This window comes from Microbacterium sp. 5K110 (assembly GCF_005774735.1).
Taxonomy (GTDB): domain Bacteria; phylum Actinomycetota; class Actinomycetes; order Actinomycetales; family Microbacteriaceae; genus Microbacterium.
In genome coordinates this window covers 1-14,485 of sequence record NZ_VBUM01000088.1, presented here as the reverse complement: position 1 = coordinate 14,485, position 14,485 = coordinate 1, and the positions used below count along the sequence as shown (strand labels likewise).

The window sequence follows — 14,485 nt, the reverse complement described above, 5'->3', positions numbered from 1 at the left end:
GGGTAATTGCTGACGTTTCTGTGTTCTCGGGCATGGTTGTACCTTTCGGGAGGTCGTTGCTGGATACGACCAGGTGGGATGCACATCATGTCCGGTGCTGCGACGCGGCGCGGTGTCGAGGGCAGTTGAGTAAGTGCGGGTGAAGGCTTATCGCGTCCGGATTCGTGCGGCAAGCGACCGATATGACGTCTGGTCCCCTTGTCGGGTGTGGACTTGGCGGTCACCTCGAACGAGTGATGTGTCACCCTGCGACGTCCCCATCTCGAACGGTGCCGCGAGCTCGTGCGGCGGCGACCTCCTGCAGAGCCACAACGAATGGCTAGAGCTGCCTCCGGGCGAGCGCTCGTTCGTCAGGTTAGGCCTCGGACTTCGAAGCTTGCCCTTGCCCAGTGGCCTAGGGGCTAAGCGCCCCTCGCGCGACCGCGACTTAGACTCGCGGCATGACCTCCCGCCCCGCACCCGGTACCCGGCTCGTGTTCCGCTGGCGGAAATGGGACGGCTCGCCGCACTGGGAGCAGGACTCCGTCTACCTCGGCTCCGACGTGTGGGGCGACTGGTTCGGCCAGCAGGTGGGGTGGCGCAGCGTCCGCCCGGGCCGGGAGTTCGTGTGCCGCGAACCGAACGTCACCCTCGTCCCCGCGAGCGGCGACTGGGCCTTCACGCACAACGCCGCGCCCCACCCGGTCGCGGTGTACATCGACCTGGCGTGGGACGCCGGCTTCGACGAGGACGGCACGCCCACCGGCGTCGACATGGATCTCGACGTCGTCCGCCGCACGGATGAGCGCGGCACCTGGATCGACGACCGCGACGAGTGGGACGACCACCGCGTGCGGTACGGCTATCCCGCCGACATCGTCGCGCACCTGGAGTCCGTGGCCGTCGACCTCGAGCGTCGAGTGCGCGCGGGCGACGCTCCCTTCTCGGATGCCGTGACCGGGCCGTGGCTGCAGCGTCTCGCGGACCTCGCGCTCACCGGGGACGTCGAGCCGGACCGCGCCTAGAATCGACGGGTGAGCAGCGACCCCAACCGCGCCGATCTCGGCAAAGATCCGCAGCGTGTCAGCGGCATGTTCGACCAGGTCGCCGCGGCCTACGACCGCACCAACTCGGTGCTGAGCCTGGGCAACGATCGTTTCTGGCGCGTCGCGACCCTCAAGGCCGTCGCTCCGCAGCGGGGCGAGCGGATCCTCGACCTCGCCGCCGGGACAGGGACGTCGTCGATGGCGTTCGTCCCCAGTGGCGCGCACGTCGTGGCCGCAGACTTCTCGCGCGGCATGATCGCCGAAGGTCAGCGCCGCCACGGCGACGTCCCGAACCTCGAGTTCGTCCAGGCGGATGCCACCGACCTGCCGTTCGCGGACGGCGAGTTCGACGCGGTGACGATGTCGTTCGGGCTGCGCAACGTCAACGACCCGCGTCGCGCGCTGCGGGAGCTGCGTCGGGTGACGCGGCCCGGAGGGCGGATCGTGGTGTGCGAGTTCTCGCATCCGCCGTCCCGCGCTTTCAACAGCCTCTACCGCTTCTACAACGGCCGGGTGCTGCCGACGGTCGCGAAGGTCGTGAGCTCGAACGCCGAGGCGTACGACTACCTCAACGAGTCCATCCGCGATTGGCCGAACCAGCCGACGCTGGCGGCGTGGATGCGCGACGCCGGGTGGGCCGACGTCGCCTACCGCAATCTCACTTTCGGCATCGTGGCCCTCCACCGCGGGATCAACCCGGGCGCCTGACGGCGACCGATGAGCGTCCTGTCAATCGTCGAGATACCGGCGGCGACCCCTGACCGCGCCAGGATAGGCTGAAACCGTGACCCCGAGACCGCCCGCGGCCGGCACCCGCCTGTCGGGCAAGCTGGGCCTGAGTGACCGCATCTTCGGCGGGCTGCGCGCGCGCACCCTGCTGTCCACCGTCGAGGCCGGTCTCGACCTGGTCGAGAGCACCCTCGAGCGCGAGGTGCGCAGCGCCGACAAGCTCGCGGACGTCACCGCCCGCTACCTGTACGAGGCCGGCGGCAAGCGCGTGCGCCCGATGCTCGCGATCCTCACGGCGCAGCTGGGTGCGGGCACCACTCCCGAGGTCGTCGAGGTGGCCACGGCCCTCGAGTTGACGCACCTCGGCTCGCTGTATCACGACGACGTCATGGACGGCGCCGACAAGCGTCGGGGCGTCCCCAGCGCACAGACGGTGTGGGGCAACAACATCGCCATCCTCACCGGCGACCTGCTCTTCTCTCGCGCGAGCCAGCTCATGGCGCGGCGCGGCGAACGGGCCATCCAGCTGCAGGCCGACACGTTCGAGCGGCTCGTGCTGGGGCAGATGCACGAGACGGTCGGCCCGCAAGAGGGCGACGAGCCGGTGGAGTTCTACCTCCGGGTGCTCGCCGACAAGACCGGCTCCCTCATCGCCGCGGCCGCTCAGGCGGGCGTGATCTACTCGGGCGCTCCCGAGGAGTTCGAGGCCCCGATGGTCGTCTTCGGCGAGAAGGCAGGCGTCGCCTTTCAGCTGCTCGACGACGTCATCGACCTCTCGCCGGATCCGTCCGAGACCGGCAAGGTGCCGGGCACCGACCTGCGCGCCGGTGTGCCGACCATGCCGTATCTGCTGCTCGGCCACCGCACCGATCAGGCCTCCGCCGACCTGCGCGCGCGCATCGACGAGGGTCAGGACCGCATCGCCGCGGGCGCCGACCCCGCGATCCTCGACGACCCGCTCACCGAGCTGCGCGAGCACGAGACCACGCGCGAGACGCTCGACCTGGCCCACCGGTGGTCGCAGGACGCGATCGACGCGCTCGCTCCGCTGCCGGACGGCGCCGTCCGCGAGGCCCTGACGCGGTTCGCCCGCGCGGTGGCCGACCGTTCCGCCTGACCCATCTCCACCCCCCCCGATCACGATCGAGAGGACCTCCATGACGAAGTTGCGCCTTGCCATCGTCGGCGCCGGCCCCGCCGGCATCTACGCCGCCGACATCCTGCTGAAGGCCGAGCGCCAGTTCGACGTGTCGATCGACCTGTTCGAGCAGCTCCCCGCTCCCTACGGTCTCGTCCGGTACGGCGTGGCCCCCGACCACCCGCGCATCAAGGGTGTCATCACGGCGCTCCGCGAGGTGCTCGACCGCGGCGACATCCGCATCTTCGGCAACGTGAACTTCGGTACCGACATCACGCTCGACGACCTCAAGCAGCACTACAACGCCGTCATCTTCGCCACCGGCGCGATCCGCGACGCCGACCTCGACATCCCCGGGATCGACGCGACGGGGTCCTACGGTGCCGCCGACTTCGTCAGCTGGTTCGACGGACACCCCGATGTGCCGCGCGAGTGGCCGCTCGAGGCCGAGTCCGTCGCCGTCATCGGCAACGGCAACGTCGCGCTCGACATCACCCGCATGCTCGCCAAGCACGCCGACGACCTGCTCCCCACCGAGGTGCCCGACAACGTCTACCAGGGACTCAAGGCCTCCCCGGTGACCGACGTCCACGTGTTCGGCCGCCGCGGACCCGCGCACGTGAAGTTCACGCCGCTCGAGCTGCGCGAACTCGGCGAGCTGCGCGACGTCGACATGGTCGTGTACGACGAGGACTTCGACTACGACGAGGCGTCGCTCACCGCCATCCAGACGAACAAGCAGGTCAAGGTCATCGACCGCGTCCTGCAGGAATGGCGCACCCGCCCGGGCGTCAACAACGCCGGGGGTGAGGCTTCGCGCCGCCTGCACCTGCACTTCTGGGCGAAGCCGCTCGAAGTCGTCACGGATGCCGAGGGCCGCGTCGCCGCGCTGAAGTACGAGCGCACGAGGCCCGACGCCGAGGGCGGCGTCTCGGGCACCGGCGAGATCCGCGAGGTGCCGATCCAGGCGATCTACCGCGCCGTCGGGTATTTCGGTTCGCCGCTGACGGACGTGCCGTTCGATGAGCGTCACGGCGTGATCCCGAACCACGAGGGTCAGGTGCTGGCATCCGATTCGAACGAGCGGATGCCGGGCGTGTATGCCACCGGCTGGATCAAGCGCGGACCCGTCGGCCTCATCGGGCACACGAAGTCGGACGCCATGGAGACGGTGCGCCACGTCATCAACGATCAGGCCGAGTGGTGGCGCCCGGCGCACCCCGAGGAGGAGGCCATCCCGGCGCTCCTGGCCGAGCGCGGGGTCCTCTGGACCGACCTCGACGGCTGGCACCGCCTCGACGAGCACGAGATGGCCCTCGGCGCCCCGCACGAGCGCGCCCGTATCAAGGTCGTCCCGCGCGACGAGATGATCCGGGTCTCGCGCGGCGAGTGAGTTAGGCTGGGCGACGCTTTCCACCCCCCCCGGAAGGAGCGCGGCTCGTGATGCAGCCCGCGCAGCTCCCCGATGCGGCAGCTCTTTCGTCCGCGGCGACCGGGATCTCGTCGTCGCTCGCGCAATTCGATGCGGCGATCACGGAGCTGACCCGGGGATGGTCGGGGTTGGCCGGGTCGTACTCCGCCCCCGAGGACGAGGTGGTCTTGGCGGCGTTCAGCCGGCTCGGCGCGATGCGGGACGATCTCGTGACGCTGGCCGGGGACGCCGGCCGCGCGCTGGAGGATTACGCGGGAGTCGTCGCGGTCCTCGCGACGCGGCGCGCAGCGCTCGTGGAGGACATCGCCGCTCAGCTCGCGTCGCCGGTCGACCCCGAGGCGCCCTCGCCCCTGCCCGCCGGGCGCCGGTCCGCACCTCCTCGAGGCCTGGACGCGGCCGTGGACCGCGTACGACATCCGCACCCGTCAGGGTCTGCTGCCGCTGGTCGCTCTCGACGACGGGCGCTGGTGGCGGCGTCGATCGGTCGACGGTGGCGAACACCTGGTCCCCATGCCCGCGGCATCCGTGTTCGATGCCGTGCACGCCGTCGTTGTCGACGCGCTGCTGTCTGCCTGACGCCGCCGCGCGCTCCGCCCCCGCGCCCGGCGCCCCGCGCGCGAGTAACACCCGACCCGCGGCCGGGGCAACCCTCGCGACCGGAATCGACCCCCGTCGGCAGGATGGACCCCACGACGCCGGGCAGTACGGCCCGCGCACCGAGGCGAGGGGGCCGGATGCGAACGGTGAGACGGATCGTGGCCGGGGCGTCCGTCCTCGCCCTGGCGGGCACGCTGGGAGCGTGCTCGGCCGGCGACGGGGTGCCCACGCTCACGTGGTACATCAACCCCGACGACGGCGGTCAAGCCGAGATCGCGGCATCCTGCACCGAGGCGGCGAACGGGGCGTACCGCATCGAGACGTCCCTCCTGCCGCGCGACGCGGCGTCGCAGCGCGAGCAGCTCGCCCGACGCCTCGCCGCGAGCGACCGCTCGCTGGACATCATGAGCTTGGACCCGCCGTTCATCCCCGAGCTCGCCGAACCCGGGTTCCTCGCCCCGGTCCCCGAAGAGCTGCAGAACACCGACGGCGTCGTGCAGGGCGCGGTGCAGTCGGCGAGTTGGAACGACGAACTGGTGACGGTGCCCTTCTGGGCGAACACGCAACTGCTCTGGTATCGGAAGTCGGTGGCCGAGGCGGCGGGCCTGGACATGACCCAACCGGTCACGTGGGAACAGATCATCCAGGTCGCCGAGGACGAGAACAAGCAGCTGGGCGTCCAGGGCGCGCTCGCCGAATCCCTGACGGTGTGGATCAACGCGCTGGTCGCCTCGTCCGGCGGGAAGATCCTCGAAGATCCGGACGCGAAGCCCGACGAGATGCAGCTCGGCCTCGACACGGACGCCGGCAGGAAAGCGGCCGACATCATCGCCCGGATCGGCTCGTCCGGGCTCGCCGGGTCGGGGCTTCCCACCGCCGACGAGAACGCGAGCATGAACCTCTTCCAGGGGGACGACGGCTCGTTCATGGTCAACTGGCCCTTCGTCTACCCCGCGATGCAAGGCGCGGCTCCCGAGGTCGTCGACGACCTCGGCTGGGCCGTCTACCCCCGAGTGGATGCCGGGACCCCGGCGGCCCCGCCGGTGGGCGGCATCAACCTCGGTGTCGGCGCGTACAGCGCGCACACCGACCTGGCCTGGCAGGCGGTGGCGTGCATCGTCAGCCCCGAGAACCAGGCCCAGTACTTCGTCACCAACGGCAACCCGCCCTCGAGTGCCGCGGCGTACGACGCCCCCGAGGTGCAGGAGAAGTTCCCGATGGCCGACACGATCCGCGAGTCGCTCGACCTCGGCGCGCCGCGGCCCCAGACGCCGTACTACAACGAGATCTCGATCGGGCTGCAGCGCACGTGGCATCCGCCGACCGCGGTGAACCCGGACACGACGCCGCAGACCTCGACCGACTTCATCCTCGCGGTGCTGAGAGGGGAGCGACTGCTGTGAGCCAGACTCTCGCCCGTGCCGAACGGCGCGACGCGGCATCCGAACCGGAGAAGCCGCACAAGAAGCGGCGATCCGACCGCGCCCGCGCCGAGGTCCGCCTCGGGTGGATGCTCGCGGGTCCCGCGTTCGGGATCATGCTGCTGGTCACGCTGTACCCGATCGTGCAGGCGCTGTGGGATTCGTTGTTCAGCCTGCGCTTGACCGCCCCCGGGGATCGCGAGTTCATCTGGTTCCGCAACTACCAGGTGATCCTCGGCGACCCGGCGTTCTGGCAGTCGATGGGGGTCACTCTCTTCATCACGGTCGTCACGGTGGCGCTGGAGCTGGTCATCGGTTTCGGGTTCGCCCTCGTGATGCACCGGGCCATCAAGAAGCTCCGGGGCTTCGCCCGCACCGCGATCCTCGTGCCGTACGGCATCATCACGGTGGTCTCGGCGTTCGCGTTCTTCTACGCGTTCGACATCAACTCCGGCGGGTACGTCAACAACTGGCTCGCGTGGATCCCCGGGTTCGACGAGAACCTCAACTGGTTCGCGTACCAGGGCACCTCGCTCACGGTGATCATCTTGTCCGAGGTGTGGAAGACCACGCCGTTCATCTCGCTGCTCCTGCTCTCCGGCCTCGCCCAGGTGCCGGGCGATCTGGAGGAGGCCGCGAAGGTCGACGGAGCGACCGCGTGGGAGGTGCTGCGCCGCGTGATCCTGCCGAACATGAAGGCCGCGATCATGGTCGCGGTGCTGTTCCGCACCCTTGAGGCGTTCCGCATCTTCGACAACATCTTCATCATGACCGCCGGTGCCAACGACACCGAGGCGCTGTCGCTCTTGGCGTACAACACCTCGATCGGTCGGCTCGAGATCGGTCTCGGATCCGCGATCTCGGTGCTGCTCTTCCTCAGCGTCCTGATCATCGCCGGCATCTTCATCAAGGGCTTCAAAGTGGATCTGTCCGCGGGGAGGAACAGCTGATGCGCGCGATGACCTGGCCCCAGCGGATCACGTGGATCGTGATCATCGCCGCCGTGCTGGTGTGGTCGCTGTTCCCGGTCTTCTCGATCGCGATGACGTCCTTCAAGACGCCGGCGGGACTGTTCTCGGGCACGCTCGTCCCCGAGGAGTGGACGCTCGACAACTACGCCGCGATCCTCGCGCCGGGCGGCAGTGCGCAGGACCTGTTCCTGCCGGCGCTGCGCAACTCGATCGGCATCTCGCTCATCGCGACGTTCATCGCCGTCGTGCTGGCGACGCTGTGCGCCTACGCGATCGCACGCCTGGACTTCCCGGGCAAGCGCGTGATCCTCACGACGGCGCTCGCGGTGTCGGTGTTCCCGATCGTCTCGATCGTGACCCCACTGTTCAACCTGTGGCGCGTGATCGGTCTGTACGACACGTGGCTCGGGCTCATCATCCCGTACCTGTCGCTGACGCTGCCGATCTCGATCTGGACCCTGGCGGCGTTCTTCCGCCAGATCCCCTGGGAGCTGGAGCAGGCGGCGCAGGTCGACGGGGCGACGCCGTTCGAGGCTTTCCGCAAGACCGTGGTGCCGCTCGCCGCCCCCGGCGTGTTCACCACCGCGATCATCGCGTTCTTCATCGCCTGGAACGACTTCGTCTACGGCATCTCATTGACCTCGACGGATGCCGCCCGCCCGGTGCCCGCGGCCCTCTCGTTCTTCACCGGGGCGTCGCAGTTCGAAGAGCCCACGGGCGCGATCTCCGCAGCCGCGATCGTGGTCACCATCCCCATCGTCATCGTCGTCGTGATCTTCCAGCGCCGGATCGTGTCCGGTCTCACGCAGGGCGCCGTCAAGGGCTGAAACCCGTCAAGGGCTAAAGGAGAGACTCCATGGCATCCATCACCCTCAACCGGATCGTCAAGACCTACGACGACGGCTTCACCGCGGTCAAAGGCGTCGATCTCGACATCGCCGACGGCGAGTTCGTGATCCTCGTCGGGCCCTCCGGGTGCGGGAAGTCCACGCTGCTGCGCATGATCGTGGGGCTCGAGGACATCTCGGACGGCGAGCTGCGAATCGACGACGAAGTCGTCAACGACAAGGCGCCGAAGGACCGCAACCTCGCGATGGTCTTCCAGAACTACGCGCTCTACCCGCACCTGACCGTCTACGAGAACATCGCGTTCCCGATGCGACTGAAGTCGAGCGACCTGAGCGATACCGAGATCGACGAGCGCGTCCGTAAGGCGTCGAAGCTGCTGGAACTCGACGAGCACCTCGAGCGCAAGCCCGCGAACCTCTCGGGCGGGCAGCGCCAGCGTGTCGCGATGGGACGCGCGATCGTGCGCAACGCCAGCGCGTTCCTTTTCGACGAGCCGCTGTCGAACCTCGACGCGAAGCTGCGCGGTCAGATGCGTACCGAGATCGCACGCCTGCAGCGTTCGCTCGGGATCACGACCGTGTACGTCACGCACGACCAGACCGAGGCGATGACCCTCGGCGACCGCGTGGCGGTGCTCCGCCGCGGCGAGCTGCAGCAGGTCGCGAGCCCGCGGGGGCTGTACGACCAGCCGGTCAATCTCTTCGTCGCCGGGTTCATCGGCTCCCCGCCGATGAACTTCCTCAGCGGGACCGTCGACGGCGACATGCTGCGGCTGCCGATCGCCGACGTGCCGCTGGACGACCGCTTGCGCGCCGCGGTCGAGGGCCGCGACCTCGTCATCGTCGGCGTGCGACCCGATGCGTTCGAGGACGCCGACGCCACCGAGCGCGATCTCGACGGTGGTGTCACGGCGGAGCTCGACATCGAGATGACGGAATGGCTCGGCGAAGTGCTCTACGCCTACGTGCCGTACGAGACCGACGCCACCGTCAAGGACAAGCTGTCCGAGCTCGATCGCGACCTCGACGGCGAGAGCCTGCGCACCGAACTCGTCGTGGCGCTGGATGCCATGAGCTCGGTCCGGGCGGGGGATGCCGCGCGGCTGTGGTTCTCCCCGGACTCGCTGCACCTGTTCGACCCCGAGACGGGCGTGAACCTCACGCGTGACGAAGCCAAGGCCGAGAAGCTCGAGGAAGACGCCCGCGCCGCGCGGACGCGGGCGCTGGAGCGGGCGAAGGAACGTCAGGAGCGGGAGCAGCAGCGGGCATGAGCGCGTCTCCGCTCTAGGCTGAGGCCATGGGGGACTGGCATCCGGACATCCTCGGCCCGGGGTTCGCGCAGCGGACGTTGCCGCTCGGCGCGGACGACGAGGGCGAGGTGGTCGCGACCCTCGTGCGGGCGATGCCGAACCCGGGGGAACGGCTCTTCGGGGCATGGCGCGATCTCGACGTGCTCTACGTTCACGGCTGGTCCGACTACTTCTTCCAGACCGGCCTGGCGCGATTCTTCACCGATCGTGGCGCACGGTTTCACGCGCTCGATCTGCGCAAGTACGGCCGCAGCATCCGGCCCGGCCAGACGCGCGGGTACGTCGCCGCGCTCGACGTGTACGACGCCGACATCGAGGCGGCGCTGGAGGCCATGGGCACCGAAGCCCACGGCCGGCGTCTCGTTCTGCTCGGGCATAGCACGGGCGGTCTCACGCTGACGCTGTGGGCCGCGCGGCATCCGGGACGTGCGCATGCCCTCGTCCTCAACAGTCCGTGGTTGGAGTTGCAACTGGGGCCGCTCGGGCGTCAGGCTCTCGCCCCGATCCTCAACGCCCGTGCGCGTATCGATCCGCTCGGCACACACCCGGCGGTCGATCTCGGGTTCTACACGCGCGCGCAGCGCGAGGTCGGCACCCTGCCGGACAGCCCCGACGGGTGGCGCCCGGAGCGTGGTTTCCCCACCCACCCGGGCTGGCTCGCCGCCGTCGTCGCGGGCCACGCGCGGGTGGCATCCGGGATCGACGCGGGGTGCCCGGCTCTCGTGCTGCTGTCGGCGCGGTCGACCTCGGCGCTGTCGTGGAGCGACGCGATGCGGAACACCGACTCGGTGCTCGTGGTCGACGACATCGCGCGCGCGGCCACCCGCATCGCCCGGACGGTCACGATCGAGCGCATCGACGGCGCCCTTCACGACGTCTTCCTGTCCGCGCCCGAGGCTCGGGATGCCGCCTACGCCGGACTCGACCAGTGGATGCGGTGGCTAGCGTAGAGCGCGAGCGAAGGAGCACCATGACCTCGACCACCCCCACGGAGCACTACCGCGCCGCGCGCGACGAACTGCTCGCGGCGCGCACCGATCCCGCCCGAGCGGCGTCGTTCGCGTGGCCGCGCATCGACGGTCCGTTCAACTGGGCGGTCGACTGGTTCGACCCGATGGCGCGCGGCAACGATGCGCCCGCCCTGATCGTGGTCGACGACGACGAGACGCACCACGAACGCACCTTCGACGAGCTGTCCCGGCGTTCCGATCAGCTCGCCGCGTGGCTGGCATCCCGCGGGGTGCGCAAGGGGGACGCCGTGCTCCTGATGCTCGGCAACCAGGTCGAGCTATGGGAGGCGATGCTCGCGATCATGAAGCTCGGCGGGGTCATCGCGCCGACCACGACCGCCCTCGGTCCCGGCGACCTCGCCGACCGCGTCGAGCGCGCCGAGATCCGCCACGTCATCGTCGGCACCGCGGATGCCGACAAGTTCGACGACCTGCCCGAGAGTCTCGGCCGCATTGTGGTGGGCGAGGAGCTGCCGGGTTGGGCCCGGTACGACGATGCGTTCCTCTTGGAGGCGCCGCCGGCTCGGCATCCGGGGACACTCGCCGACGACCGGCTCCTGTTGTACTTCACCTCGGGCACGACGTCGAAGCCGAAACTCGTCGAGCACACGCAGGTCTCGTACCCGGTCGGGCACCTCAGCACGATGTACTGGCTGGGCCTCGAGCCGGGCGACGTGCACCTCGCGATCAGCTCGCCGGGGTGGGCGAAGCACGCGTGGAGCTGCTTCTTCGCCCCGTGGATCGCCGGAGCGACCGTGCTCGCCCTCAACTACGCGCGGTTCTCGGCCGAGCGCCTGCTGAACGAGCTCGAGAGGGATCGGGTCACGACGTTCTGCGCTCCGCCGACCGTGTGGCGGATGCTGATCCAGGCCGACCTGGCGGGCCGTCGCGGCGCGTTGCGCGAGGTCGTCTCGGCGGGGGAGCCCCTCAACCCCGAGGTCATCGCTCACGTGCAGCGCGCGTGGGGGCTCGACATCCGCGACGGGTACGGCCAGACCGAGATGACGGCGATCGTGGCGAACACGCCGGGAGCGGCCCTGGTGCCCGGATCGATGGGGCGCCCACTGCCGGGCTGCCCGGTGGTGATCGTCGACCCGCTCACCGGTGCGCATACCGACGAGGGCGAGATCTGCCTCGATCTCTCCGAGCGACCGCTGAACCTCATGACGGGGTACGTCGGCGACCCGGCGCGCAACGCGGAGGCGTTCGACGGCGGGCTGTTCCACACCGGCGACGTCGCCCGTCGCGACGAGACCGGGAGCATCACCTACATCGGCCGCACGGACGACGTCTTCAAGTCGTCGGACTACAAGATCAGCCCGTTCGAGCTGGAGAGCGTGCTCATCGAGCACCCAGCGGTGGTGGAGGCGGCCGTCGTCCCGGCGCCCGACGACCTGCGTCTGTCGGTGCCGAAGGCCTATGTCGTGCTGGCCACCGGCCACGAACCGGGCGAGGAGGTCGCTCTCGACATCCTGCGCTTCGCGCGGGCGAGCCTGGCACCCTTCCAGCGGTTGCGGCGCATCGAGTTTGCCGAGCTCCCCAAGACGATCTCGGGCAAGATCCGCCGGGTCGAACTGCGCGATCGCGAGGAGCGCGCTGCGCGCGGGGAGGTCGTCGTCGTGGAGTGGCGCGACGACAGCCTGCGCGGCTGAGGTCGCCCTGAATGACGACGGCCCCGGATCCGTGAGATCCGAGGCCATCGTCCACGGCGTTCACCCCGCGATCAGGCTCACCATCAGCCGGATCGACAGGGCGACGACGGCCACCAAGCCGATGACGCCGAAGAGGTTCTGCCACCACCGGTTGCGCAACGGGCCCATGAGCGTCTTGTTGTTGGCCATGAGGATGATGAGCGCGGCGAGGATCGGGGCGAACAGCACCGTCAGCGCCTGGGCGATCACGATGAGCTGTACCGGCGACGTCCCCGCGAAGGCGATCGTCACGCCGAGACCGAACGCGAGGATGAACGCGCTGCCGAGGCGAGCGGCCAGCGTTTCGGCGGAGGCGCCGCGTCCGATGGCATCCGAGAGCATGGTCCCGCCCGCGATGCAGTTCGGGATCATCGAGGAGAAGGCGGAGCCGAAGAACCCGAGGGCGAAGATCCACGCGCCCACGGGGCCGGCGACCGGCTCGAAGATGCGCGCCAGGCCTCCGAAGGCCGCGGGGGTGTCGGCGCCGGTCTGCCCTAGTACCGATGCGGCGACGACGATCACGAGGGCGGTCATGATGCCCGGTGCGACGATGCCGGGGATCGTGTCCACGATCGTGATGTCGCGGTATTCGCTCGCCTTGCGCTCGCGGGCCTTCGTGCCGTACGAGGCGAAGAAGGCCGCGTTGATCGAGAAGTTCGTGCCGACGAGTCCGATGATCAGCAGCCATGCGCCGCCCGGGACGATCGGGATGAGCCCGGCGCCGGCCGCGGCCCAATCAGGGTGGGACGCGAACGCCGACGCGATGAAGCAGAACGCCATGAGCGCCACGATCGCGATGAGGATCTTCTCGACGACGCCGTAGATCTTCTTCAGCAGCAGGATCGTGCCGACCAGCACCGTGCAGATCACGGTCCACATCACCGGTGACGTGCCGGGGAGGAGCATCGCGAGACCCACGCCGGATCCGACGGCGTTGCCCACCGAGAAGCAGAGGGTGATGAGGAAGACGCCGACACCGGCGACGACGCCGGCCCAGGCGCCGAAGGTGTCCTTGATCGACGAGATCAGGGACACCGGGGTGCGAATCCCCAGTCGCACGCTCATGTCGGTGAGGAAGATCATCAGGATGGTCGAGACGATGATGACCCAGATGAGGGTGTAGCCGTAGAGAGCCCCCGCGTTCATCGCGGTGGTGAGGTTCCCGGGTCCGAACTGCCAGGCCCCCGCGACGAACGCGGGGCCGATGAGGGCGAGGCGGCGCCAGAAGGTCCGCCGCGTCCGGTGGGTGTCGACGATGCTGCGTACCGTCTCGGTCGAGATGCGCCCGTGGCCCGTGCCCGGAGTCGCGGGCGGTCGGGAGGTGGTGCGGTCGCTCATGAGTGATCCTTCCGTCTTCGTTGACGAGATGGGGCATGAGGGGGCGACCGTCCCGAGGCCGCCCCCGAGGGCGTCAGGCCGGGACGACCACGCTGCCCAGGTCGGCGGACGAGAACGCGGCGGCGATCTCGGCGTCGGCTCCCGCCGGAAGGGGCAGCAGGGGCTCGCGCACGGTGGCGTGGTCCAGGATGCCACGGTTCACCAGGCCCCACTTGAGAGCGACGGTGCCCTCCATGTGCGAACCACGGTGGTACACGGCCTTCGTGACCGGTAGCAGGCGCTCGTGGATGGCGTGCGCGGCGGGGTAGTCACGTGCCTTGCCCGCTTCGATGAGGTCCACGAGAAGTTCGGGGGCGATGTTCCCGTACCCGACAAGAAGGCCGTCAACGTCGAACATCGTCGGGAGCAGGTACTCGTCGTGGCAGGACAGCACCTGCAGCTCCGGATAGGCGGCGCGTAGGGCGGGGATCTCGGTGTACCAGCGGCGCATGTTCCGCACGCCGTTCTTGGTGTGGTTGACACCCTCCTGGCCGGCGATCTCGAGCTGGGTGTCGAGGTCGTACGAGGCCTTGGTGTTGTCGGGGTACTGGAAGAGGATCTCCTCCAGACCCGACTCCTCCCAGATGGCGCGGTACCGGGTCTGCGGGGCGCCCGGCTGGAAGCCGAAGCGCAGCCAGCCGTGCGACGGGTAGACCAGGGCCCCCTTCGCGCCGGCGTCCGCGGCATCCTTCGCCTCGAGGGCGGCCGTGCGGTTTCCCTCCTTGGTGATGCCCGCGATGATCGGCAGGCGGTCCTCGACCGAGTCGCGGAAGGCCCGGATGACGTCGAGCTGCTCCGTCTCGGTAAGGAACGTCCCTTCGCCCGCGTGACCGAGGACCACGAGGCTCTTGACGCCCTCGATGGATCCGAGCCACGAGCCCAGGCGCTGGATGGCGGCGTAGTCGACGTCGCCATCGGGGGTGAACGGGGTAACGG

General features: G+C 69.4%; 12 protein-coding genes. 10 read left to right on the top strand and 2 right to left on the bottom strand.

The features are described from left to right. The first annotated feature begins 440 nt into the window (after nt 1–440). From FE256_RS15180 to FE256_RS15135, 10 genes are all read left to right on the top strand, one after another. Entirely contained in the window at nt 441–1,004 is a 564-nt protein-coding gene (locus FE256_RS15180; RefSeq protein ID WP_138177331.1) for a DUF402 domain-containing protein, read from the top strand. 9 nt (nt 1,005–1,013) lie between these two features. Then, a complete protein-coding gene (locus tag FE256_RS15175) occupies nt 1,014–1,733 on the top strand; it encodes a demethylmenaquinone methyltransferase (RefSeq protein ID WP_138177329.1) in 720 nt (239 codons plus the stop codon). A gap of 76 nt (nt 1,734–1,809) precedes the next feature. Then, nucleotides 1,810–2,871, top strand: a complete 1,062-nt coding sequence (locus FE256_RS15170; RefSeq protein WP_138177327.1) for a polyprenyl synthetase family protein — start codon at nt 1,810–1,812, stop codon at nt 2,869–2,871. Between the two features lie 40 nt (nt 2,872–2,911). Beyond that, nucleotides 2,912–4,285, top strand: a complete 1,374-nt coding sequence (locus FE256_RS15165) for an FAD-dependent oxidoreductase (protein WP_138177325.1) — start codon at nt 2,912–2,914, stop codon at nt 4,283–4,285. Between the two features lie 773 nt (nt 4,286–5,058). Further along, complete coding sequence (locus FE256_RS15160; RefSeq protein WP_138177323.1) at nt 5,059–6,324, top strand: extracellular solute-binding protein; 1,266 nt, start codon at nt 5,059–5,061, stop codon at nt 6,322–6,324. Then, nucleotides 6,321–7,292: a carbohydrate ABC transporter permease gene (locus FE256_RS15155; protein WP_138177321.1), complete on the top strand. Its 972-nt coding sequence runs from the start codon at nt 6,321–6,323 to the stop codon at nt 7,290–7,292. The genes FE256_RS15160 and FE256_RS15155 overlap by 4 nt, the downstream gene beginning before the upstream one ends. Next, nucleotides 7,292–8,140, top strand: coding sequence for a carbohydrate ABC transporter permease (locus tag FE256_RS15150; protein WP_138177319.1), 849 nt, complete (start codon nt 7,292–7,294; stop codon nt 8,138–8,140). Before FE256_RS15155 ends, FE256_RS15150 begins: the two co-directional genes overlap by 1 nt. 29 nt (nt 8,141–8,169) lie before the next feature. Beyond that, complete coding sequence (locus FE256_RS15145) at nt 8,170–9,432, top strand: ABC transporter ATP-binding protein (RefSeq protein WP_138177317.1); 1,263 nt, start codon at nt 8,170–8,172, stop codon at nt 9,430–9,432. Nucleotides 9,433–9,458: 26 nt separating this feature from the next. After that, the gene (locus tag FE256_RS15140) at nt 9,459–10,421 is read left to right on the top strand and encodes an alpha/beta hydrolase (protein ID WP_138177315.1); all 963 of its coding nucleotides are present in this window, start codon (nt 9,459–9,461) and stop codon (nt 10,419–10,421) included. A 20-nt stretch (nt 10,422–10,441) separates the two neighbouring features. Further along, nucleotides 10,442–12,133 carry an AMP-binding protein gene (locus FE256_RS15135; protein WP_138177313.1) on the top strand — a complete coding sequence of 564 codons (1,692 nt, stop codon included), beginning with the start codon at nt 10,442–10,444 and terminating at the stop codon, nt 12,131–12,133. A gap of 60 nt (nt 12,134–12,193) precedes the next feature. Here the strand turns inward: FE256_RS15135 and FE256_RS15130 are convergent, their stop codons facing one another. Next, the gene (locus FE256_RS15130; RefSeq protein WP_138177311.1) at nt 12,194–13,510 is read right to left on the bottom strand and encodes an Nramp family divalent metal transporter; all 1,317 of its coding nucleotides are present in this window, start codon (nt 13,508–13,510) and stop codon (nt 12,194–12,196) included. A gap of 73 nt (nt 13,511–13,583) precedes the next feature. Further along, nucleotides 13,584–14,485: dihydrodipicolinate synthase family protein (locus tag FE256_RS15125; RefSeq protein ID WP_138177309.1), on the bottom strand; the 902-nt coding region annotated here is incomplete at its 5' end.